Raw genomic sequence first — 21,644 nt, 5'->3', positions numbered from 1 at the left:
GGCGTTCGTCCTGTGGCTGGGCCGCGAGGGATTCGCGCGCCGCGAACGAAGCGAAGGCGCAGACGGGACGGTCGCAGGCCAGCGGAGGTCGGCTGGCGCCCGGGCAACGCATCACGTGCTGCGAAGCTTCCCTACGCCGGTATCAACCGGATCAGGTTCGAAGGGACTGTCTCAACCGGCGACTGCCGGTACCCCCGCTTCGCGGCCATTAGACCGCGAAGCCCCGGGCGATGCCAGCGCCGGCGTGCGCGTCACTCCAGGGTGTAGCCGACCCGGAAGCCACCCCAGTGCCGACCGGCCACGTACACCGGCACCGACAGGTCGAACATGATCTGGCCGGTGTCGCGCCGGTAGACCTGCAGGCGCCAGGGATCGGTATGGGCGCCGACGCTGTGGCCGACGCGGTCGTCGAAGATGCGCTTGGTGCGGTTGCCGACGAGATCCCGCGCGTGGTCGCCGGTCAGCGGCTGGCTGAAACGCTGGTTGTGGGTGGGCACGTAGCCGTCGGGATTGGCGCAGATCGCGAACACGATCCACGGCTGCGCCGCCAGCACCGGCTCCTGCAGCGATGGCAGCACCTCGTCGCACAGCGCATCGAACGCGGTCCGGTACTTGGCCGGCGCGACGCCCTCGATCGCCACGTAGTCGCGCGAGAACAGCGCATCGGCCGCGATGTCGCCGCGCCGCGCGGCCTGCCCCAGCGCGTCGCCGATGCGCGATGCCGCGGCCTGCGCGAGATCCAGCACGCAGGCATGCCGCGGGGTCGCCAGCGGATCGGGCGGCAGGCGAAACAGGCCGACGCCGTCGTGCAGCGTCGCCGCGTTGCGGCCCAGCGCGTCGCTGCGCTCGGCCACGTGCGCCGCGTGATCGAGATTGCTGCGGCCGAGGTCGACCACCTGTTCGACCGCCTGGTCGATGGCGGCGATCTCGCCGCTCTGCGCGTCGATACGCTGGGCCACCGAGGCCATCGCGCGGCCGGCGCCGCCGAGCAGATCGCCGATACCGTCGAGCACCTGGCCGGTGCGCTGCGCCGACGCCGCGCCCTCGCCGGCGGCGGTGATGGTCTCGCCGACGATGCCGCGCACGTCGCGCGCCGCGCTCGCGGCCTGGTCGGCGAGACGGCGGATCTCGGCCGCGACGACCGCGAAGCCGCGGCCTGCATCCCCGGCGTGCGCCGCTTCGATGCTGGCGTTGATCGACAGGATGTTGGTCTGGAAGGCCACCGTGTCGATGACTTCGATGACCTCGTTGGCGCGTGCCGAACGCTGCTGCACGGCCGCCATCGCCTCGGCCAGCGCACGCGAAGCCTCGATGCCGTCGCGGGCGCTGGCATCGGCGCGCCCGGCGACGTCGCGCACCGCCTGCAATTCGCCCGACACCGCCTGCAGGTCCTGGAGCAGCCGCCGGCTCGCGTCCTGTACCGGCACGAGGGCGTCGAGTTGTGCCTGCGACTGGCGCACCAGCTCGTCGTTGTCGCCGACCAGGCGCGGCACCTCGTCGGCGATCTGCACCGACAGCGCCACCGCCTGGCGGATCGCCTCGGCGAGGTTGCCGAAGCCGGCCGAGATCCGGCGGATCTGCGGATCGTCGTCGTCGGCATCGCAGAGCGCGGCGAGGTCGAGATCGCAGCGCGTCAGCAGGCCGCCGATGCCGTCGAGCAGTCGCCGCGCGGTGCGCGCGTCGTCGAGCTCGCGCGCCAGCGGCTGCAACAGTGTGACGGTGGCACCGCCGTCGCCACGCACCAGGGCCGCGGTCTCGCGCAGCAGCGCCGCGGTGTCGGGATGCGGCAGCGACAGCATCCAGCCGCCCTGGTCGCGATCGGCCTGGTAGTACACGCGGGCCGCCGGGTCGTCGCCGGGCGCGATCCACACGCCGTCGGCCTCGGCCAGCGCCTCGACCGCCAGCCCCCAGGGCACGCCGCAGGCCTGCCCGTCGAGTGCATCGGGCGTCAGCCCCAGCACGTCGATCGCGACCCGGTTCGCCGCGACCAGGCGACCCTCGCCGTCGAGCCGCAGGAGGCCCACGGGCGCGTCCGGCAAGGCCTGCGCCTGCGTCGCGACCGGCGTGTCCGCCGTTGCTTGCGTCGTGTCCTGCATCTCCGCCATCACCCGTATCCCGCGCCCATCCCGCTTCCGGTATCGGCCGCGATCCGGCCACGTTGAGCCTGACGCTTGACGCGGCGCACCATCGGGGTGGAAGCTCGGGTCATGATGTCGACCGCCACCCGCCTGCCTTCCGCTGCCGCTCCGGCGGCCGATGCCGGCGCGCGCGCGACGACCATTACGACCGGTACCACCCGCCAGCGGGTGTGGACGGGCGTGTCCGACTGACCAGCACGCCGCTCCGCACCCGAACCGGGTGCGGGCACGCCGCCTGACCCGGAACGCGCCGCGGGGCCTCTCGATCGAAGGAGCCCACGATGTCCGCCGTCCCGTCTTCCCCGCTCGCACCGCCCTCTCCGTCCGCCCGGCTGCACCTGCACAAGTTCGGCGGCACCAGCCTGGCCGACGCCGCCCGCATCGCGTCGGCCGCACGCCTCGCGACGGCGACCGGTCACGACCGCAGCGTGGTCGTGGTGTCCGCGATGCGGGGCGTCACCGATGCGCTGGTCGCCCTGGTCGACGCCGCCCGCGCCGGCGCCGGCTGGCGATCAGACTTGCAGGCGCTGCAGGACCGGCACCGCGCGACCGCCGTCGCGCTGGGCGGTGACGGCACGGATGCGCTGCGCGCGCGGCTCGATGACGAAGCGGCCGCGCTCGGGCGCGACCTCGCCGCGCTGGCCGAGGCCGAAGGCGACGCGGTCGCGCGGTTGTCCGAACGCATCTGGGGCCACGGCGAACTGTGCAGCGCCTGGCTGATGCACGCCGCACTGGGCGGCGAGGCCGCCGGCTGGGCACGGCTGGACGCGCGCGACGTGCTGGTCGTGCGCGCCGGCGAGATCGGCATGCACGTCGACCGCGATGCCAGCCTGCAACGCCTGCACGCCTGGCAGGCGCGCCATCCGCAGCGGCATGTCGTCGCGACCGGCTTCGTCGCGCGCACGCCCGACGGGCACGCGACGACGCTCGGCCGCAACGGCAGCGACCACTCGGCGACCCTGCTGGCCGACCTGCTCGATGCGACCGAAGTGACCATCTGGACCGATGTCGACGGCGTGCTGTCGGCCGACCCGCGGCTGGTGCCCGATGCGGTGTGCCTGGCGTCGCTGTCGTACGCCGAGGCCTGCGAACTGGCGTACTTCGGCGCCAAGGTGCTGCATCCGCGGACCATCGCCCCGTTGCAGGCGCGCGGCATTCCGCTGTGGATCCGCAACGCACTGGCGCCCGAGACGACGGGCACGCGCATCGATCGCCACGGCGAACCGGCGCGTTCGCCGGTCAAGGGCCTGAGCATCGTCGACGCGATGGCGGTACTGGAGCTCACCGGCAGCGGCATGGCCGGCGTGCCGGGCGTGGCCGAAACCCTGTTCGCCGCGCTGCACGGCGCCGGCGTCTCGGTGACGATGATCTCGCAGGGCTCGTCGGAGCATTCCATCTGCTGCGTCGTGCGACGCGACGAGGCCGGGCGCGGCCGGGCGGCGATCGAGGCGGCCTTCGCCGATGCCATCGCCGGCGGCCAGGTCGAAGGCGTGCGCATCGAGCAGGATCTGTGCGTGCTGGCCGCCGTCGGTGACGGCATGGTCGGCAGCCAGGGCGTGGCCGCACGCCTGTTCGCCGGCCTGGCGCAGGCCCACGTCAACATCCGTGCGATCGCCCAGGGCGCCAGCGAACGCAACATCTCGGTCGTCATCGCCCAGGAGCAGGCGACGCGCGCACTCCGGGCGGCCCACGCGGCGTTCTGGCTGTCGCCGCAGACGGTGTCGGTCGGCGTCATCGGGCCGGGCCATGTCGGCAAGGCGCTGCTGGCCCAGCTGGCCGAGGTGCTGCCGGGGCTGCGTGCCCGCTCCGGCGTCGACCTGCGCGTGCGCGGCGTCGCCTCCAGCCGGCGCATGGTGCTCGCGCCGCGGGCGATGGACCCGGCCGCGGCGGCGACGCACCTGCAGACCGACGAGGCCGTGCCCTGCGATCTCGACGCCTTCGCCGCGCACGTCCGCGCCGGGCATCTGCCGCACGCGATGATCGTCGACTGCAGCGCCAGCGACGCGGTCGCGGCGAAGTACGCCGGCTGGCTGGCCGCCGGCATCCATGTGGTCACGCCGAACAAGCACGCCGGCAGCGGCGACTGGGCGCGCTATGCCGCGATCGTCGACGCCGGGCGCGCCGGCAGCAGCCGCTTCCTGTACGAGGCCACTGTCGGCGCCGGCCTGCCGGTCGTGCTGACGCTGCGCAACCTCATCGACACCGGCGACACCCTGCACGGCATCGACGGCATGCTGTCGGGCACGCTGGCCTGGCTGTTCAACAGCTACGACGGCAGCCGGCCGTTCTCGGCGCTGGTGCGCGAGGCGCAGGCGCTGGGCTACACCGAGCCCGACCCGCGCGACGACCTGTCGGGCCTCGATGTCGCCCGCAAGCTGGTGATCCTGGCGCGCGAGGCCGGCCGCCCGCTGTCGCTGGCCGACGTCGCGATCGAAAGCCTGGTGCCGGCGGCGCTGCGCGACGTCGATGTCGATACCTTCCTCGCCCGCGCCGGCGAACTCGATGCGCCGATGCAGGCCCGGCTCGACGCCGCGCGTGCCGCCGGCTGCGGCCTGCGCCACATCGCCAAACTCGACCGCGAGGGTCGCGCGACGGTTGGCGTGCAGGCGCTTCCCGCCGATCATGCGTGCATGCATACCCGCCTGACCGACAACCTGGTGCAGTTCACCACCACCCGCTACGCCGAGAATCCGCTGGTCGTGCAGGGCCCGGGCGCGGGACCGCAGGTCACCGCCGCGGGCGTGTTCGGCGACGTGCTGACCATCGCCCAGTCGCTCGGCGCCGGCCCGCGGAGCGCCGCATGAGCCACAGCGCCACCGCATTCGCGCCGGCCAGCGTCGGCAACATCGGCGTCGGCTTCGACCTGCTGGGGCATGTCATCGACGGCCCGCGCGACGTCGCGACCGTGACCCGCACGACGACCCGCGAGGTGCGCATCACCGCGATCCGCGGCGCGGTCGCGGGCGTCGACCGGCTGCCGCTCGCGGCGGCCGCCAACACCGCGGGCCAGGCGCTGCTGTCGTTGCAGCATGCGTTGAAGCTCGACCACGGCTTCGACCTCGCGCTCGACAAGGGCATTCCGCTCGGGTCGGGACTCGGGGGTTCGGCGGCGTCCTGCGTCGCGGCGCTGGTCGCGGCGAACGCGCTGCTCGACGTGCCGCTGTCGCGCGAGGCGCTGTACCCGTTCGCGCTCGACGGCGAAGCGGTCGCCAGCGGCAGCCGCCACGGCGACAACGTCGCGCCGATGCTGCTCGGCGGCGTCGCCCTGGCGACCAGCGACCGCGCGCTCCGGCTCGACGCGCCCGCCTGGCTGTACGCAGTCGTCGTGCATCCCGACCAGGTGCTCGAGACCCGACGCTCGCGCGCCGTGCGCGCCGCGCCGTACGACCTGCACACGGTGGTCGCGCACAGCACGCATCTGGGTCTGTTCCTGACCGGCCTGCAGCGCGGCGATCTCGACCTGCTGCGTGCCGGCCTGCGCGACGTGCTGGTCGAACCGCGGCGGGCAGACCTCATTCCCGGTTTCCGCGCGGTGCAGGCGGCGGCGTTCGCGCACGACGCGATCGGCGCCAGCATCTCCGGCGGCGGTCCCAGCGTGTTCGCGTGGTTCGCGAGCGCGGCCGCGGCGGGCGCGGCGGCGAACGACATGCGTGCGGCTTTCGTCGACGCCGGCGTCGACGCACGCGCCTACGTCTCGCCGGTCGCGGGGCCGCGTGCCGAGGTCATCGACCCCCTGCAGCCCGGCCCTTCCCCCGCCGGAGCCGCCGCATGATGTTCGTCAGCACCCGGGGTGGCGTGCCGCCGACGCCGTTCGATACCGCCCTGGTGGCAGGCCTCGCGCCGGACGGCGGCCTGTACGTCCCGGTCGAGATTCCGCAGGTCGATCTGGTCACGCCCCGCGCCACGCTGGCGGCCACCGCCGAGGCCGTGCTGGCACCGTATCTCGCGGACTCCGCGCTGCGTGCGCGGCTGCCCGCGCTGTGCGCCGATGCGTTCGCGTTCGACGCGCCGCTGCGGCCCCTGCGCGGCACCGGCGACCACGTGCTCGAGCTGTTCCATGGGCCGACCGCGGCGTTCAAGGATTACGCAGCGCGCTTCCTCGCCGCCGCACTCGGCGCGCTGCGTGCACCGGATGCGCCCGACACCACGATCGTCGTCGCGACCTCCGGCGATACCGGCGCCGCGGTCGCGGCCGCCTTCCACCGGCGGCCGGGCTTCCGCGTCGCGATCCTGTATCCCGACGGCAAGGTCTCGCCGCGGCAGGCACACGGCCTCGAATGCTGGGGCGACAACGTGCGCGCCTTCCGCGTCGCCGGCACCTTCGACGACTGCCAGCGCCTCGCCAAGCAGGCGCTGTCCGACCAGACTCTGCGTGCGCAGCGGCCGCTGGGCTCGGCCAACAGCATCAGCCTCGGGCGCCTGCTGCCGCAGGCGGCGTACTACGCGCACGCCGCCGCGCGGCATCACGCGGCGACCGGCCGCCGTCTGCACGTGATCGTGCCGACCGGCAATCTCGGCAACGCCTGTGCCGCGCTCGTCGCCCGACGCATGGGCGCGCCGCTCGGCGACCTGCACCTGGCCTGCAACGCCAATGACACGCTGCCGCGCTTCCTCGGCGGCGCCGAGTACGTGCCGCAGGCGACGCGCGCGACGCTGGCGAATGCGATGGACGTCGGCGCGCCGAGCAACGTCGAACGCCTGCGGCACTGGTTCGACGACGATGCCGCGCTGCGCGCCGCGCTGCAGGCCACCGCTGTCGACGATGCGACGATCCGCGCCACCCTCGCCGCGGCCCCCGCGCGCCACGGCATCGTCGCCTGCCCGCACACCGCGACCGCGCTGCACGTGCTCGAGACGCGACGCGCCGCCGGCGAGACCCGCGACTGGGCGGTCGTGGCGACCGCGCATCCGGCGAAGTTCGACAGCATCGTCGAACCGCTGATCGGCGGACCCGTCGCGGTGCCCGCATCGCTGGCGGCGTGTCTCGCGCGTCCGGCCGCCTGGGACTCCTTGCCGGCGAACGACGCCGCGCTGCGCGACCGCCTTCTGGCGCCCGACGCCTGAGGGGCCGCGCGACCCCGGCGCTGCCGCGGCGTCGCGTATCCGCGGACACGGCGCCCACGAGAGGGGGATCAGCGCGCGCGATCGTGGTCCGATGTGTTCGCAGCCGCAGCCGCTCGGGCCGCGGCATCTCGTCGCGTCACCCACGCCATCCGGGATGATCGCGGTCCCATCAGCGTCCGCCGCGTGTCGCTCGAACGCATCCGGATTCGGCGCAGCCACGTATGGTGAGGGCTGACCTCGTGTCGCGCGCCGACGCGCATCCCGCGCCAGCTGCGCGCACGCGCCCGATCGCCACCGCCAGGACGCCATGACCGCCAGAACCGGGATTCTCTCCGCCGCCTTCCTGCTGCTGACCGCCTGCGACACCTCGTCCGAGGAGGAATCGGGCGACGACGCCACACCCCAGGTCGCCGTGGCCGTGGCGGAACCGGCGACGTTCGGCGAGCGCTTCTCGCTGACCGGCACGCTGACCGCGGAGCGCGACGCCCGCCTGTCCCCGCGGGTCGACGGGCTGGTGGCGCGGGTCCACGTCGATGCCGGCGACCGGGTCACGGCCGGCCAGGTGCTGGTCGAACTCGACCCCGCCGTGGGCCGGCAGGCCCTGGCCCGCGTGCGCGCGCAGGCCGCCGAAGCGGAGGCGGCGGCGCAGGAGGCCGACCGCCTGTTCTCCGAAGCGCGCCGGCTGGGCGAAGGCCAGTTCATCGCCGCCAGCCAGATCGATGCGCGCGAGTCCGAGCTGCGGCTGGCGCGGGCCGCGCTCGATTCCGCGCGCGCCAGCGAACGCGAGCAGGCCGAACTCGTCGAGCGTCACGCGCTGCCCGCCCCGTTTGACGGCGTCGTCGCCGAGAAGCTCGCCGAGGAAGGCGAGTGGGTCCAGCGCGGCACGCCGGTGCTGAGCCTGGTCGCGACCGACCGGGTGCGCCTCGACGTGCAGGTGCCGCAGGAGCGCTACACCGCTCTCGGCGACGACGCCGACGTGCGCGTGTTCGCCGACGCACTCGGCGGCGAGGCGCTGCGCGCGACGATCGGCGCACGCGTGCCCGTCACCGACGCCGGCGCCCGCACCTTCCTGCTGCGGCTGCTCGTCGACGACCCGCAGGACCGGTTGCTGCCGGGCACGTCCGCGCGCGCGGAGATCGCACTTCCCGCCCGCGAACCCGCGCTGGCGGTGTCGCGCGACGCGCTGCTGCGACAGCCCGACGGCAGCTACAGCCTGTTCGTGGTCGAGGCGGCCGGCGCGGCGAACGATAGCCAAGCCGCTGCGAACGACGACGACGGTGGCGATCCCGACGCGGACGCCCCGCCCGCCGTCGCCCCCGGCACTCTCGTCGCGAGACAGCGCAGCGTGCGCGTGCTGCGCGACCAGGGCGACGAGGTCGCGGTCGGCGAGGGGCTGGCGGCCGGCGAGCGCGTGGTGGTGCGCGGCAACGAGGCGCTGTCCGACGGCCAGCCGGTGCGCGTGGCGCCGGAGCGCTAGAGGATGGGTTTCGCGCCGGTCCTGCGCCAGGGCACGCTGATCACGGTCGCGGTGCTGATCGTCTGCGTGATGGGCATCGCGTCGGCGCTGCGCGTGCCGGTGCAGATGATCCCCGACCTCGAGGTGCGCACGATCTCGGTCGACACCCGCTGGGCCGGCGCGACGCCGCAGGACGTCGAGAAGGAGATCGTGATCGAGCAGGAGCAGGTGCTGCGCACCCTGCCCAACCTGGCACGCATGGTGTCCACGGCCACCACCGGGCGCGCGACGATCGAACTCGAGTTCCCGTTCGGCGTCGACATCAACGAGGCGCTGGTCCGCACCAACAACGCGCTCAGCCAGGTATCGGGCTACCCGGAAAACGTCGACGACCCGGCGCTGACCACCAGCTCGTTCTCCGACAACGCGTTCATGTACTTCCGCATCGGTCGCCGCGCCGACAGCGCGCTCGACCTCGACCTCGACATGATGCGCGACTACGTCGAGGACAACGTCCGTCCCCGGATGGAGCGCGTCGACGGCGTCGCCCTGGTCGAGGTCGGCGGCGGCAGCGAGCGCCAGGTGCGGATCGAGCTAGACCCCGCGCGGCTCGCGGCGCGCGGCCTGTCGATGGCCGACGTGCGCGACGCGATGCGGCTGCGCAACGTCGACAGCTCCGCCGGCGACCTCGACGCCGGCAAGCGCCGCTACCTGGTGCGCACCGTCGGCCGCTTCACCGAGGTCGACGCCGTCGACCAGCTGGTGATCGCCGAGCGCGACGGCGCGCTGGTGCGGCTGCGCGACGTGGGCACCGTCTCGCTCGACCACTTCGAGCGCCGCGACCTGTCGTTCAACAACGGCCAGCCGGCGCTGAGCCTGTCGATCCGTCGCGAGCCCGGGTCCAACGTCATCGACATCAAGTACGCGGCGCTGCCCGAGGTCGAGCGCATCAACGCCGAGTTGCTGGCGCCGCTGGGGCTGGAGATGACGCTGTCCAGCGACGACGTGCGCTACGTCGAGGACTCGGTGGCCAATGTCTGGACCAACCTCGCGCTCGGCGCGCTGCTGGCGACGCTGGTGATGTTCGCGTTCCTGCGCTCGGGCCGGGCGACGCTGACCGGCGTCATCGCGATTCCGATCTGCACGATCGCCGCGTTCGTCGGCCTGCTGCTGGCCGGGCGCACGCTCAACGTGATCTCGATGGCCGGCGTCGCGTTTGCGATCGGCATGACCGTCGACAACACCATCGTCGTGCTGGAGAGCATCGACCAGGCGCGGCGGCGCGGGCTGGAACGCTTCGAGGCGGCGGTCGAAGGCGTGCAGCGCGTGTGGAAGGCGGTGCTGGCGTCGACGCTGACCACGATCCTGGTGTTCGCGCCGATCCTGCTGATCGAGGAGGAGGCCGGCCAGCTGTACTCCGACATCGCGATCGCGATCTCGGCCTCGATCTTCGCCTCGATGCTGATCGCGGTGACCGTGGTGCCGGCGCTGGGCGCGCGCCTGGCGACGGGTGATGTCGACGCCGACGCGCCGGGCACGGCGTTCTTCGACCGCTGGGCGGCTGGTCGCCGGCACCGTCGTCGCCGCGGCGCTCGTGCTGTGGCTGCTGACCCCGCCCGCGGAGTACCTGCCCGAAGGCGAGGAGCCGAAGACGTTCTCGCAGCTGATCGCGCCGGCCGGCTACAACCTCACCGAGATGGCCGGCATCGCGCGCGAGATCAGCGACGGGCTGCTGCCACACCTCGACGAATCGCCGGACAAGTTCGCCGACGGCGACACCGACATGCCGGCGCTGGCGTACTTCAACCTGTCGGTGAATCCGCAGGGGCTGCGCATCATCACCGAGCCCAAGGAACCGTCCGACATCGATGCGGTAATGGACGCGCTCGACGCGCGCTTCCAAGCGTATCCCGGCATGCGTGCGTTCTCGTCGCGCGGCTCGATCATCTCCAGCAACGACGGCGGCACGCGCAGCATCAACGTCGACATCTCCGGCGTCGACCTCGACGAACTCTATGCCGTGGCGGGCGTCGCCTACGCGCGCGCGCAGGACCTGTTCGAGGGCGCGCGCATCAACTCCGACCCGACCTCGCTGAGCCTCGACCAGCCGCTGGTCGAGCTGGAACCGCGCTGGGACCGGCTGGCGGAGACCGGCCTGGACGCCGACAGCTTCGGGTTCTCGGTCGCCGCGCTCAGCGACGGCGCCTTCGTCGACGAGCTGATCCTCGGCGACGACAAGGTCGACGTGTACCTGTTCAGCAGCGCCGGCAGCGAGCAGCGCCTGGAGCGGCTGCGCGACCTGCCGGTGGCGACGCCGTCGGGCGCGGTGCTGCCGGTCTCCGCGCTCGCCGACTTCCGCGAGTCCGCCAACACCGACAGCATCCGCCGCCTCGACGGCCGGCGCACGGTCACGCTCAACATCGTGCCGCCGCGCGAGGTCGCGCTGGAGACCGGCGTCGACACGGTGACCCGCGACCTGCTCGAGGCGATGGCCGCCGACGGCGAGCTGCCGCCCGACGTGACCATGCAGATCTCCGGCGCCAGCGACCAGCTCACCGCGACGCGCGAGGCGGTGGCCGGCAACTTCGCGATCGCGCTGCTGCTGTCGTACCTGCTGCTGGTCGCGATCTTCCGCCACTGGGGCCGGCCGCTGTACGTGATGGCGACGGTGCCGCTGGGCATCGCAGGCGGCATCCTGGGGCTGGCACTGCTCAACGGCGTCGGCGGGGTGCTGGGGATGCTGGGCCTGGGCGGCGTGTCGCAGCCGTTCGACATGATCACCCTGCTCGGGTTCCTGGTGCTGCTGGGCACCGTGGTCAACAACCCGATCCTGGTGGTGTCGGAGGCGTTCGCGCGGATCGAGGAGGACGGCGTCGACGCGGTGCAGGCGGTCGCCGACGCGGTGCGCATCCGGCTGCGGCCGATCCTGATGTCGACGTGCACCACGCTGTTCGGCCTCGCGCCGCTGGTGCTGATCCCGGGCGCGGGCACCGAGCTCTACCGGGGGCTGGGCGTGATCGTGCTCGCGGGCCTCGCCTGCTCCACGGTGGTGACGCTCACGTTCCTGCCGTGCCTGCTGGTGATGACGCTCGGCCTGCGCGGACGCGTGGGGACGCTGCTGCGCCGCTGACGTCCCATTCGCGACGCGGCTGATGGCGTCCTCGGAACTGACGTGGAACGGCGATCGGCGGGTCCCGCAGGTCCAGTGGCCGCCAGAGGCATCGCTGCCGGCGGGCGCGCAGGCCGCCTGTCCGCCTGCGTACCGACTGGATACCGACTGCAAGACGGTCCCGGACGACACGCGGGCCTGCGTTGCACAGGCCCGCGCGGATGTGCGGATCAGCCGGTCGGACCGCCCATGACCGGCAGCACGACGCCGTTGACGTAGGACGCGGTCACGGGCGACGCGAGGAACACGTACGCCGGCGAGACTTCCTCGGGCTGCGCGGGGCGGCCTATGTCGCTCTTCTTGCCGAACCCGGTGATCTCGTCCGCCGAGCGGTCGGCCGGATTCAGCGGCGTCCACACCGGCCCCGGCGCGACCGCATTGACGCGGATGCCGCGCGGCAGCAGCTGGCTCGCCAGTGCCTTGGTGAACGCGTGGATCGCGCCCTTGGTCGCCGAATAGTCGAGCAGCGCGCTGCTGCCGAACAGGCCGGTCTCCGACCCGGAGTTGATGATGCTCGCGCCCTGCCGCATGTGCGGCAGTGCGGCGCGCGCCATGTACATGTAACCGGCGATGTTGGTGTGCAGCGTCTCCAGGATCTGCGCATCGGCGAGATCCTCGATGTGGTCGACGTGCTGCTGGAACGCCGCGTTGTTGACGAGGATGTCGAGGCCGCCGAAGGCATCGACCGTCGCCTGCACGGCCTGGCGGCAGAACGCGGGATCCTTGACGTCGCCGGAGATCGCCAGGCCGCGCCGGCCTTCCTCCTCGATGTGCGACACGGTCGTCGCCGCGTCCTCGTGTTCGTCGAGATAGACGATGGCGACATCCGCGCCTTCGCGCGCGAACAGCACCGCGACCGCGCGGCCGATGCCGGAGTCGCCGCCGGTCACGACCGCGCGCATGCCGTCGAGCTTGCCGCTGCCGCGATAGTCGGGCGCGAGGAAACGCGGCGCGAGATCGAGCGCGTGCTCGTTGCCGGGCTTGTCGAGATGCTGGGCCGGCATCGGATTCTCGGGCTGCTCGCGCGCGCCTGCCTGCACGGGTGCGTCGTCCTCCGCCGCATCGGCGCGTTGCCGGGCGCGTTCCGTCGCATCGGACTGGATCCTGCGTTGCGCGTCCGCCGCGCGTTCGGCCTGCTGGCGCGCATCGCGCAGCGCGGCATCGGCGGACGTGTCGGCTCGAGGCGTGTTCGATGACATGGGGGAATCCTCTTTTCGAATTGGCGTGCCACAAATGAAAAACGCCTCCCGACCCTCATGGACCGGGAGGCGTCATGCGCCGGCATCACATGCCGCGCTTGACCTTCAACTGCTTCGCATCGCCGCTCTTGACGCCTTCGATCTCACGGGCGATCGCGGTCGCACGATCGATCTGCGCCTGGTTGTCGACGTCGCCCGACAGGCTGACGGTGCCGTTGGCGGTTTCCACGCTGATGTCGAGACCCGACACGTCGCTCTCGGCGAGCAGATCGGCCTTCACCTTGGTGGTGATCCAGGTGTCGGACATCGGCTGCGCGGACTCGGTGTTCGCGGCGGTGGTCATCTCCGAGCGATCGGCCGTTTCCTGCGCGGACACGCTGCCTGCGAACAGCAGCGCACCGGCAATCGCGCTCACGAGCAGGCTCTTGCGGGCAAAGGTGGTCTTCATCGTCGTGCTCCAGAGGTTGTGTGGCGCCGAGTCTCCGCGCGCTCCCGTGCCAGGGAGGTGAAGCGCTGCCCGGAGTGCGACGATTCCGTTCACGAAACGCTGATCGGCGCGCTGCTATCCAGCTGCGCATGTCCGACACCCGCCCGATCCTCCCCGACCCCTCGAACGATCCCGTACGCATCGCACGCGCCGCCGGCCTGCGATGGGTCAGCGACACCGAACCCGGTATCCGGCGCGTGCGCGCCGGCAAGGGATTCGCGTATCGCGACCCAGATGGCAAGGCCGTGCGCGACGCCGACACGCTGGCGCGCGCGCGCCGCCTCGCGGTGCCGCCGGCGTATACCGACGTCTGGATCTGCGCACGACCCAACGGCCACCTGCAGGCGACGGGTCGCGACGCACGCGGGCGCAAGCAGTACCGCTACCACCCCGACTGGAGCGAGGTCCGCGGCGACGGCAAGTTCGACCGCATCGTCGCGTTCGCGACCGCATTGCCGCGCCTGCGTCGCGCGTTGCGTCGTGATCTCAAACTGCCCGGCCTGCCGCGCGACAAGGTGCTCGCGATTGTCGTCTCGCTGATGGCGCAGACCTTCGTACGCGTCGGCAACGACAGCTACACGCGCAGCAACGGCTCGTTCGGCCTGACGACGTTGCGCAACCGGCACTTCGAGCTGGCCCGCGCCGGACGCGCGCGCCTGAAATTCCGCGGCAAGAGCGGGCAGGAGCAGGAGATCACGCTCGACGACGCCAGGCTCGCGAAGCTCGTCAGCACGGTGCAGCAGTTGCCGGGCCAGGCGCTGTTCCAGTATCTCGACGACGACGGCGAGCGTCACGGCATCGATTCCGGCATGGTCAACGACTACCTGCGCGAGGCGATGGGCGGGCCGTTCACGGCCAAGGATTTCCGCACCTGGGGCGGCACGCTGATGGCGTTCCGTCGTTTCGCCGCGATGCCGTTGCCCGAAGGCAAGCAGGGTCGCGAACCGAGCGAACGCGCGCTCGCGACGCAGGAGAAGATCGTCGTCGCCGACGTCGCCGATGCGCTCGGCAATACCGTCGCGGTGTGCCGCAAGGCCTATATCGATCCGGTGCTCTATGCCGCGTGGCGCGATGGCCGCCTGCAGCGCGCGGCCGGCGATGCACGCGGCGCGCGCAAGTGGGAAAACGCCGCACTCAAGCTGCTGCGACGCGCGCATCGCAGCGCAGGCAGGCGCTGACGGCCCGTGACCCCGCGCGTCAATGGTTCACGACGTAACTGTTGACACGTGTTTTGCCGCGTGGTTCTCTCGGTCCCCATGACGCATCGCACCATCCATTTCCGCATCCCGCAGGCCGCCGTTTCCGGCGCCCCGGCAGCGCGTCGCGCGTCCAACCTTCTCGTAGGCCTCCTTATTACCGTCCAGCCAGGCGCGGGGATGGGGAGTGCGTAGCTAGAAACGCATCACCTCTAGGTCGAAAGAACCGAAACCCCGCGCCCCAGGCGCGGGGTTTTTTTTCGTCCGCGCCGCAGTCCCCGACCCGCCTTCACCCACCAACCGGAACGCGTCCATGTCCCAGTCCAGACCCACCATCGCCATCGTCGGCTACGGCAGCCAGGGGCGCGCGCACGCGCTGAACCTGCGCGACTCCGGCTTCGACGTCACCGTCGGGCTTCGCCCAGGCGGCCCGACCGAACAGAAAGCCAAGGCCGACGGTTTCATCGCCAAGCCGCCCGCCGAAGCCGTCGCCGACGCCGATCTGGTCGCGGTGCTGACGCCCGACATGGTCCAGAAGCAGCTGTATGCCGACGTGCTGGCGCCGCACATGAAAGAAGGCGCGTGCCTGCTGTTCGCGCACGGACTCAACGTGCATTTCGACATGATCGCGCCGCGCGCCGATCTCGATGTGGTGCTGGTCGCGCCCAAGGGCCCGGGGGCACTGGTGCGGCGCGAGTACGAGATCGGCCGCGGCGTGCCGTGCATCTATGCGGTGCACCAGGATCCGACCGGAAAGGCCGAAGCGCTGGCGCTGGCCTATGCCGCGGGCCTCGGCGGCGCGCGCGCCAACATCATCAGGACCACGTTCAAGGAAGAAACCGAGACCGATCTGTTCGGCGAGCAGGCCGTGCTGTGCGGCGGCGCGTCGTCGCTGGTGCAGGCCGGCTTCGAGACGCTGGTCGAAGCCGGCTACCAGCCGGAGATCGCGTATTACGAAGTGCTGCACGAGCTGAAGCTGATCGTCGACCTGTTCTACGAAGGTGGCATCACCCGCATGCTGGAATTCGTGTCCGAGACCGCGCAGTACGGCGATTACGTCAGCGGCCCGCGGGTCATCGACGCCAGCGTCAAGGCGCGCATGAAGGACGTGCTGACCGACATCCAGAACGGCACCTTCACCAAGAACTGGGTCGCCGAGTACGAAGCGGGCCTGCCGAACTACACGAAGTTCAAGCAGGCCGACTTCGATCATCCGATCGAGAAGGTCGGCCGCGAACTGCGCGCCAAGATGGTCTGGCTCAACGGCGACGCGGCTGCCGGTGCCGCCAAGCCCGACGCGCGGAAAGAGGCCGCCTGATGAACGGCGCGCGCTGGCTGGTGCAGGCCCTGGAAGCCGAAGGCGTCGAGACGATCTTCGGGTATCCGGGCGGCGCGATCATGCCGTTCTACGACGCGCTGCACGGCGCGTCGTTGAAGCACGTACTCGTCCGCCACGAGCAGGGCGCGGCCTTCGCCGCGAACGGGTTTGCGCGGGCCAGCGGGCGCGTCGGAGTGTGCGTTGCGACGTCCGGTCCCGGCGCGTCGAACCTGATCACCGGCATCGCCGATGCGATGCTGGACTCGGTGCCGATGGTCGTCATCACCGGCCAGGTGGCGACGCCGTTGCTGGGCACGGATGCGTTCCAGGAGCTGGACGTGTTCGGCATGACCCTGCCGATCGTCAAGCACAGCTTCCTGCTGCGCAGCGTCGACGAGCTGCCGAACGTCGTCGCCGAAGCCTTCCGTATCGCGCGATCCGGCCGGCCCGGGCCGGTGCTGATCGACCTGCCGAAGGACGTGCAGATCGGCGATGCCGCGCATCTGGGCGCGCACGTGCCGTCGCAGGCCGACACCATGCCGGGCTGCGCCGACCATGCGATCCACGAGGCCGCGGCGATGATCTCCCAGGCCGAGCGCCCGGTGGTCTACGGCGGCGGCGGCATCATCCTGGGCGAGGCGCTGGAGGCGTTTCGCGAATTCGCCGACCTGACCCGGATCCCGACCGTGCTGACCCTGCGCGGTCTCGGTGCCCTGTCGCCGGCGCATGCGGCGAACCTGGGCATGCTGGGCATGCACGGCACGCGCGCGGCGAACCTGGCGGTGCAGGAATCGGATCTGCTGCTGGTCGTCGGCGCGCGCTTCGACGACCGCGCGACCGGCAAGCTGGCCGAGTTCGCGCCGCACGCGCGGATCGTGCATCTGGATGGCGACGGCTGCGAGATCGGCAAGCTGCGCGCGACCGATGTCGCGGTCTGCGGCGATGTCGCGACCAGCCTGTCGCGGCTGGCGGCGCCGTGCGCGGCGCAGATGGGCGGGCGCCATGCCGCCGCGCGCGAGGCCTGGCGGCAGCTGTGCGACCAGCGCCGGTCGCAGTTCGCCGCGCGCTATGACGCGCCCGGCGACAAGGTGTTCGCACCCGCCCGTGGTCGCCTGCGATGTCGGCCAGCACCAGATGTGGGTCGCGCAGCACTGGCGCTTCGACCATCCGCGCAAACATCTGACCAGCGGCGCGCTGGGCGCGATGGGCTTCGGCCTGCCCGCGGCGATCGGCGCGCAGCTGGAAGATCCGTCGCGGCGCGTGGTCTGCGTCAGCGGCGACGGTTCGTTCCTGATGAACGTGCAGGAGCTGGCGACGCTGCGTCGCTACCGCCTGCCGGTGAAGATCGTGCTGCTCGACAACCAGGCGTTGGGCATGGTGCGCCAGTGGCAGGAGCTGTTCTTCGAGCGGCGCTATTCCGAGATCGACCTGTCCGACAACCCCGACTTCGCCGAAGTCGCGCGTGCGTTCGGCATCGCGGCGCTGTCGGTCGACAAGGCCGCCGATGTCGAAGCCGCGCTGCAGGCCCTGCTGGACACCCCGGGCCCGGCGCTGCTGCACGTCGCCATCGACACCGCCGCCAATGTCTGGCCGCTGGTGCCGCCGAATCACAACAACGCGCAGATGCTCGATGCCGACGAGGTCGCCTCGCTCGACGTCGGCCCGGCGCCGGCTGCGCCCACCGCCCCCGCCTCCAAGGAACCGAGCCATGCGCTACCAGTGTGAGATGACCCTGCGCCGCGCCGAGGGCGCGCTGGTGCGCGTGCTGGGGACCACCGAACGACGCGGCTTTCGCCCGCTGTCGTTCGAGGGCGACGCGCACGCCGACCGCGACCAGTGGCAGCTGCGCATGACCGTGGAGAGCGACCGCGCGCCCGCCGCCTTGCAGGGCCAGCTGGCGAAGCTCTACGACTGCCTGGCGGTGGAGGTGCAGCCATGTCGCTGAATGCCGTGGCCGAGGCCGCGCCGGCGCAGGGGCCGTCGATCGCGGAGGCCGTTGCGCCCGCGCAGCCCCGAGCCTGGTTCGACGGCACGCTGTGCGACATCGACGCGCTGCAGGCCGGCCTGACCACACATGCGATGCACTACGGCAGCGGGGTGTTCGAAGGCATCCGTGCCTATGCCACCGCCGATGGCGCCGCGGTGTTCCGCCTGCCCGAGCACATGGAACGCATGCGCCAGGGTGCGGCGCTGCTGGGCATGGCATTCGATCCCGCCGTCGCCACCGATGCCGTGCTGGCGACGCTGCGCGCGAACCGGCACCGCGATGCCTACATCCGCCCGCTGGCCTGGTTCGGCGCGGGCAGCTTCGGCCTGGATGTCGACGGCCACACCGAGCACCTGATGGTCGCGACCACCGCGACCCGGGTGCATCTGGCCGGCGCCCGTGCGCGCGTGGGCGTCAGCACGTGGCGGCGCAATCCGGCGGATTCGCTGCCGCCGCTGAAGCTGTGCGGCGCCTACATCAACTCGATCCTGGCCAAGCGCGAGAGCAAGGCGCGCGGCTTCGACGAAGCGCTGTTCACCGATGCCGACGGTTTCGTCGTCGAGTGCACCGGCGCCAACGTCTTCCTCGTCAAGGCCGGGCGCGTGACCGCGGTGCAGCATCGCGACGCGCTGCCCGGCATCACCCGCGACACCCTGATCACGTTGAGCGGCGCCGAATCGCGCGCGGTCAGCGTCGAGGAACTGCGCGACGCCGACGAGGTCTTCGCCTGCGGCACCGCGGCCGAAGTCGCGCCGGTGCAGGCGATCGAGGACCGTCGCTACGGCGACAACCCGGTGACCCGCGAGCTGGCCGCGCTGTACGCAAGCGTGGTGCGCGGCGAGGCTGAAACGCAGCGCGGCTGGCTGACGGCGGTCTGAGGTGCCATGACGGATTCCGACGTAAGCCGCCCCCCCCGGGTCACCGCCAGCGACGTGCTGGCGGCGCAGGCGCGGCTGCGCCGCTATCTCGATGTCACGCCGATGCACTACGCCGAGCGCTTCGGCTGCTGGCTGAAGCTGGAGAACCTGCAGCGCACCGGCTCCTACAAGGTGCGCGGCGCGCTGAACGCCCTGCTGGCGGCGCGCGAGCGTGGCGACGACCGCATGGTCATCACCGCGTCCGCCGGCAACCACGCGCAGGGCATGGCGTGGGCGGCCTACCGTCTCGGCGTGCCGGCGATCACGGTGATGCCCAGGAGCGCGCCCGAGACCAAGATCGCGGGCGTCGCCCACTGGGGCGCGACCGTGCGCCTGCACGGCGACACCTACGACGAGGCCAAGACCTTCGCCGCCGAACTGGCCGGGCAGAACGGCTTCCGCCTGCTGTCGGCCTTCGACGATGCCGACGTGATCGCCGGCCAGGGCACCGTCGGGCTGGAGATCGCGTCGCACCTCACGCCCGATGTCGTCATCGTGCCGATCGGCGGTGGCGGCCTGGCATCGGGCGTCGCTCTGGCGCTGAAATCACAGGGCGTGCGCATCGTCGGCGCACAGGTCGAGGGCGTGGACGCGATGGCGCGCGTACTGCGTGGCGACGACAGTCCGTTCGATCCCGTCACCACGCTGGCCGACGGCGTGCGGGTCAAGGAGGCCGGCCACATCACCCGCGTGTTGCTGGCGGATCTGCTCGACGACATCGTCATCGTCCGCGAGGCCGAGCTGCGCGAGACGCTGGTGCGCCTGGCGCTGGAAGAACACGTGATCGCCGAAGGCGCCGGTGCGCTGGCGCTGGCGGCGGGCCGCCGCGTCGCCGGCAAGCGCAAGGTCGCGGTGGTCTCGGGTGGCAACGTCGACGCCGGCGTGCTGGCGCGGCTGCTGTCGGACGTGCGCCCGCGCCCGCCGCGCAAGCCGCGGCGTCGCGTGCGCGAGACCGAGGCCGCGCGCGTGCTGGCGGCCGTCGTGCCGGTCGCGGTGCCGCGGCGGCGCAACGATCTGCCGCCACGTGCGTCCGCCGGCACGGCAGGCGGTGAACCACGACTTCGATGCGAGACGCCGCGCCCCCGCCCCACCGGCCGCACGCCGACCCGCATACCCGAGGACGTTCCCGCATGACTTCAGCCGACACCATCCGAATTTTCGACACCACATTGCGCGACGGCGAACAATCGCCCGGCTGCAGCATGTCGCCGCAGCAGAAGGTCGTGCTGGCCCGGGCGCTCGATGCGCTGGGCGTCGACATCATCGAGACCGGCTTCCCCGCCAGTTCCGAGTCCGACCGCGAAGCCGCACGCCTGATCGCACGCGAGGTGCGCCGCCCCACACTGGCGGTACTGTCGCGCTGCCTGCCGGCCGACATCGAAGCGTCGGTACGCGCGCTGGAAGGCACGGCGAATCCGCGGCTGCACGTGTTCGTCTCCACCAGCCCGCTGCACCGCGAACACAAGCTGCGCATGAGCCGCCAGCAGGTGCTGGACATGGCCGCGAGCAGCGTCGCCCACGCGCGCCGGCTGGTCGACGACGTGGAGTTCTCGACCGAGGACGGCACCCGCACCGAGGAGGACTTCCTGGTCGAGGTGATCACCGCGGCGATCGCCAATGGCGCGACCACGATCAACGTGCCCGACACGCTCGGCTACACCACGCCCGACGAGATGCGCGCGCTGTTCCAGCGTCTGATCGCGACGATTCCCGGCGCGCGCGACGTGGTCTTCAGCGCGCACTGCCACAACGACCTGGGCCTGGCCGTCGCCAACTCGCTGGCCGCGATCGAGGGCGGTGCGCGCCAGGTCGAGTGCACGGTCAACGGCATCGGCGAGCGCGCCGGCAACTGCGCCGTCGAGGAGCTGGCGATGGCGCTGAAGGTCCGGCAGGCCTTCTACCAGCTCGACACGGCGCTCGACACGCGCCTGCTCGTGCCGACCTCGCAGCTGCTGCGGCGCCTGACCGGCATGTCGGTCCAGCGCAACAAGGCGATCGTCGGCGAGAACGCGTTCGCCCACGAATCAGGCATCCACCAGCACGGCATGCTGCGGCATCGCGGCACCTACGAAATCATGAATCCCTCCGACGTCGGCTGGCCCGATTCCAAACTGGTGCTGGGCCGGCACAGCGGCCGCGCGGCGGTCTCGCACCGGCTGCGCGCGCTGGGCTACACGCTGGAAGACGACCAGATCGACCAGGTCTTCGTCGCGTTCAAGGCGCTGTGCGAACAGCAGCGCGTGGTCGACGACGCGGATCTGGAAGCGCTGATGCACGGTGATGTCGACGGCCAGGGCTGGCGCCTCGCATCGATGACCGTCAGCGACCGCGGCCAGCGCGCCAGCGCCCAGGTCGAACTGTCGGATCCTGCCGGCAACACGGTCAGCGAGAGCGCGCTGGGCGACGGGCCGGTCGATGCGCTGTTCGCAGCGCTGGCCGCCGCCACCGGGGTCGAGCTGGCGCTGGAGAGCTACCAGGTCCACAGCGTCGGCATCGGCCGCGATGCACGCGGCGAAGCCAACCTGGGCGTGCGCCACGACGACGGCACCGGCACGAGCGCCGCCTACGACGGCACCGGTACGAGTCGCGACATCATCGAAGCGAGTGCGCTCGCCTGGCTCGACGTCGCCAACCGCATCCTGCGACGGCGCGCCGACGCCGCGCCGGGCACGCAGCGGGCGGCGGCGCATGCCTGACCGGCATCGCCTTTCGG

15 protein-coding genes, 2 pseudogenes and 1 riboswitch are annotated in these 21,644 nt (G+C 71.9%); of the genes and pseudogenes, 14 read left to right on the top strand and 3 right to left on the bottom strand.

The genetic code is table 11. The features are described 5' to 3' along the window. Window positions 1-110: 110 nt before the first annotated feature. Window positions 111-206: riboswitch (TPP riboswitch) on the bottom strand. Between the two features lie 45 nt (window positions 207-251). Then, window positions 252-2,105, bottom strand: a complete 1,854-nt coding sequence (locus tag CJ022_RS09330; protein ID WP_101926373.1) for a methyl-accepting chemotaxis protein — start codon at window positions 2,103-2,105, stop codon at window positions 252-254. A 102-nt stretch (window positions 2,106-2,207) separates the two neighbouring features. Here CJ022_RS09330 and CJ022_RS17640 point away from each other — a divergent pair, with 102 nt between their 5' ends. The 7 genes and pseudogenes from CJ022_RS17640 to CJ022_RS17245 all read left to right on the top strand — a co-directional run bounded on the left by CJ022_RS17640 (window position 2,208) and on the right by CJ022_RS17245 (window position 11,788). After that, window positions 2,208-2,330: a hypothetical protein gene (locus tag CJ022_RS17640; protein WP_255407559.1), complete on the top strand. Its 123-nt coding sequence runs from the start codon at window positions 2,208-2,210 to the stop codon at window positions 2,328-2,330. Between the two features lie 89 nt (window positions 2,331-2,419). Beyond that, on the top strand, window positions 2,420-4,942 hold the full coding sequence (gene thrA / locus CJ022_RS09325) for a bifunctional aspartate kinase/homoserine dehydrogenase I (RefSeq protein WP_101926372.1): 2,523 nt from the start codon (window positions 2,420-2,422) through the stop codon (window positions 4,940-4,942). Next, window positions 4,939-5,910, top strand: coding sequence for a homoserine kinase (locus tag CJ022_RS09320; protein WP_101926371.1), 972 nt, complete (start codon window positions 4,939-4,941; stop codon window positions 5,908-5,910). Before thrA ends, CJ022_RS09320 begins: the two co-directional genes overlap by 4 nt. Further along, window positions 5,907-7,202 carry a threonine synthase gene (gene thrC / locus CJ022_RS09315; RefSeq protein ID WP_101926370.1) on the top strand — a complete coding sequence of 432 codons (1,296 nt, stop codon included), beginning with the start codon at window positions 5,907-5,909 and terminating at the stop codon, window positions 7,200-7,202. The genes CJ022_RS09320 and thrC overlap by 4 nt, the downstream gene beginning before the upstream one ends. Before the next feature lie 307 nt (window positions 7,203-7,509). After that, window positions 7,510-8,679 (top strand): efflux RND transporter periplasmic adaptor subunit, encoded by a 1,170-nt coding sequence (locus CJ022_RS09310; RefSeq protein ID WP_101926369.1) that lies wholly within the window; start codon window positions 7,510-7,512, stop codon window positions 8,677-8,679. A 3-nt stretch (window positions 8,680-8,682) separates the two neighbouring features. After that, window positions 8,683-10,122 (top strand): annotated as a pseudogene (locus CJ022_RS17775) (efflux RND transporter permease subunit); the annotation flags it as partial. A gap of 49 nt (window positions 10,123-10,171) precedes the next feature. Then, complete coding sequence (locus CJ022_RS17245; protein ID WP_199171473.1) at window positions 10,172-11,788, top strand: efflux RND transporter permease subunit; 1,617 nt, start codon at window positions 10,172-10,174, stop codon at window positions 11,786-11,788. Window positions 11,789-11,997: 209 nt separating this feature from the next. Here the strand turns inward: CJ022_RS17245 and CJ022_RS09300 are convergent, their stop codons facing one another. Both CJ022_RS09300 and CJ022_RS09295 read right to left on the bottom strand, forming a co-directional pair. Continuing rightward, window positions 11,998-13,026: an SDR family oxidoreductase gene (locus CJ022_RS09300; protein WP_101926368.1), complete on the bottom strand. Its 1,029-nt coding sequence runs from the start codon at window positions 13,024-13,026 to the stop codon at window positions 11,998-12,000. Window positions 13,027-13,111: 85 nt separating this feature from the next. Then, window positions 13,112-13,474 (bottom strand): BON domain-containing protein, encoded by a 363-nt coding sequence (locus CJ022_RS09295; RefSeq protein ID WP_101926367.1) that lies wholly within the window; start codon window positions 13,472-13,474, stop codon window positions 13,112-13,114. Window positions 13,475-13,602: 128 nt separating this feature from the next. On the opposite strand from CJ022_RS09295, the gene CJ022_RS09290 reads away from it, so the two are divergent. The 7 genes and pseudogenes from CJ022_RS09290 (at window position 13,603) to CJ022_RS09260 (ending at window position 21,627) form a co-directional block, all read left to right on the top strand. After that, window positions 13,603-14,691 carry a DNA topoisomerase IB gene (locus tag CJ022_RS09290; protein ID WP_101926366.1) on the top strand — a complete coding sequence of 363 codons (1,089 nt, stop codon included), beginning with the start codon at window positions 13,603-13,605 and terminating at the stop codon, window positions 14,689-14,691. A 331-nt stretch (window positions 14,692-15,022) separates the two neighbouring features. Continuing rightward, entirely contained in the window at window positions 15,023-16,027 is a 1,005-nt protein-coding gene (gene ilvC, locus CJ022_RS09285; RefSeq protein WP_101926365.1) for a ketol-acid reductoisomerase, read from the top strand. Further along, window positions 16,027-17,752 (top strand): annotated as a pseudogene (ilvG, locus tag CJ022_RS09280) (acetolactate synthase 2 catalytic subunit). The gene ilvC and the pseudogene ilvG overlap by 1 nt, the downstream one beginning before the upstream one ends. Beyond that, window positions 17,736-17,972, top strand: a complete 237-nt coding sequence (locus CJ022_RS09275; protein WP_101926364.1) for an ACT domain-containing protein — start codon at window positions 17,736-17,738, stop codon at window positions 17,970-17,972. Before ilvG ends, CJ022_RS09275 begins: the two are co-directional and overlap by 17 nt. After that, window positions 17,963-18,892 carry an aminotransferase class IV gene (locus tag CJ022_RS09270; RefSeq protein WP_101926363.1) on the top strand — a complete coding sequence of 310 codons (930 nt, stop codon included), beginning with the start codon at window positions 17,963-17,965 and terminating at the stop codon, window positions 18,890-18,892. Before CJ022_RS09275 ends, CJ022_RS09270 begins: the two co-directional genes overlap by 10 nt. Window positions 18,893-18,898: 6 nt before the next feature. After that, complete coding sequence (locus CJ022_RS09265) at window positions 18,899-20,065, top strand: threonine dehydratase (protein ID WP_255407558.1); 1,167 nt, start codon at window positions 18,899-18,901, stop codon at window positions 20,063-20,065. Next, a complete protein-coding gene (locus tag CJ022_RS09260) occupies window positions 20,062-21,627 on the top strand; it encodes a 2-isopropylmalate synthase (protein ID WP_101926362.1) in 1,566 nt (521 codons plus the stop codon). Before CJ022_RS09265 ends, CJ022_RS09260 begins: the two co-directional genes overlap by 4 nt. Window positions 21,628-21,644: the final 17 nt, after the last annotated feature.

It is taken from the genome of Luteimonas rhizosphaerae (assembly GCF_002849595.1).
Classification (GTDB): Bacteria; Pseudomonadota; Gammaproteobacteria; order Xanthomonadales; family Xanthomonadaceae; genus Luteimonas; species Luteimonas cellulosilyticus.
Note: the sequence above shows the minus strand (reverse complement) of the source record. Positions and strands in the feature narration are given on the sequence as shown.

Coding starts and splice junctions, on each gene's coding strand:
- CJ022_RS09330 (WP_101926373.1), bottom strand. CDS start 2,105: ATGGCGGAGATGCAGGACACGACGCAAGCAACGGCGGACACGCCGGTC.
- CJ022_RS17640 (WP_255407559.1), top strand. CDS start 2,208: ATGATGTCGACCGCCACCCGCCTGCCTTCCGCTGCCGCTCCGGCGGCC.
- thrA (WP_101926372.1), top strand. CDS start 2,420: ATGTCCGCCGTCCCGTCTTCCCCGCTCGCACCGCCCTCTCCGTCCGCC.
- CJ022_RS09320 (WP_101926371.1), top strand. CDS start 4,939: ATGAGCCACAGCGCCACCGCATTCGCGCCGGCCAGCGTCGGCAACATC.
- thrC (WP_101926370.1), top strand. CDS start 5,907: ATGATGTTCGTCAGCACCCGGGGTGGCGTGCCGCCGACGCCGTTCGAT.
- CJ022_RS09310 (WP_101926369.1), top strand. CDS start 7,510: ATGACCGCCAGAACCGGGATTCTCTCCGCCGCCTTCCTGCTGCTGACC.
- CJ022_RS17245 (WP_199171473.1), top strand. CDS start 10,172: ATGTCGACGCCGACGCGCCGGGCACGGCGTTCTTCGACCGCTGGGCGG.
- CJ022_RS09300 (WP_101926368.1), bottom strand. CDS start 13,026: ATGTCATCGAACACGCCTCGAGCCGACACGTCCGCCGATGCCGCGCTG.
- CJ022_RS09295 (WP_101926367.1), bottom strand. CDS start 13,474: ATGAAGACCACCTTTGCCCGCAAGAGCCTGCTCGTGAGCGCGATTGCC.
- CJ022_RS09290 (WP_101926366.1), top strand. CDS start 13,603: ATGTCCGACACCCGCCCGATCCTCCCCGACCCCTCGAACGATCCCGTA.
- ilvC (WP_101926365.1), top strand. CDS start 15,023: ATGTCCCAGTCCAGACCCACCATCGCCATCGTCGGCTACGGCAGCCAG.
- CJ022_RS09275 (WP_101926364.1), top strand. CDS start 17,736: ATGCGCTACCAGTGTGAGATGACCCTGCGCCGCGCCGAGGGCGCGCTG.
- CJ022_RS09270 (WP_101926363.1), top strand. CDS start 17,963: ATGTCGCTGAATGCCGTGGCCGAGGCCGCGCCGGCGCAGGGGCCGTCG.
- CJ022_RS09265 (WP_255407558.1), top strand. CDS start 18,899: ATGACGGATTCCGACGTAAGCCGCCCCCCCCGGGTCACCGCCAGCGAC.
- CJ022_RS09260 (WP_101926362.1), top strand. CDS start 20,062: ATGACTTCAGCCGACACCATCCGAATTTTCGACACCACATTGCGCGAC.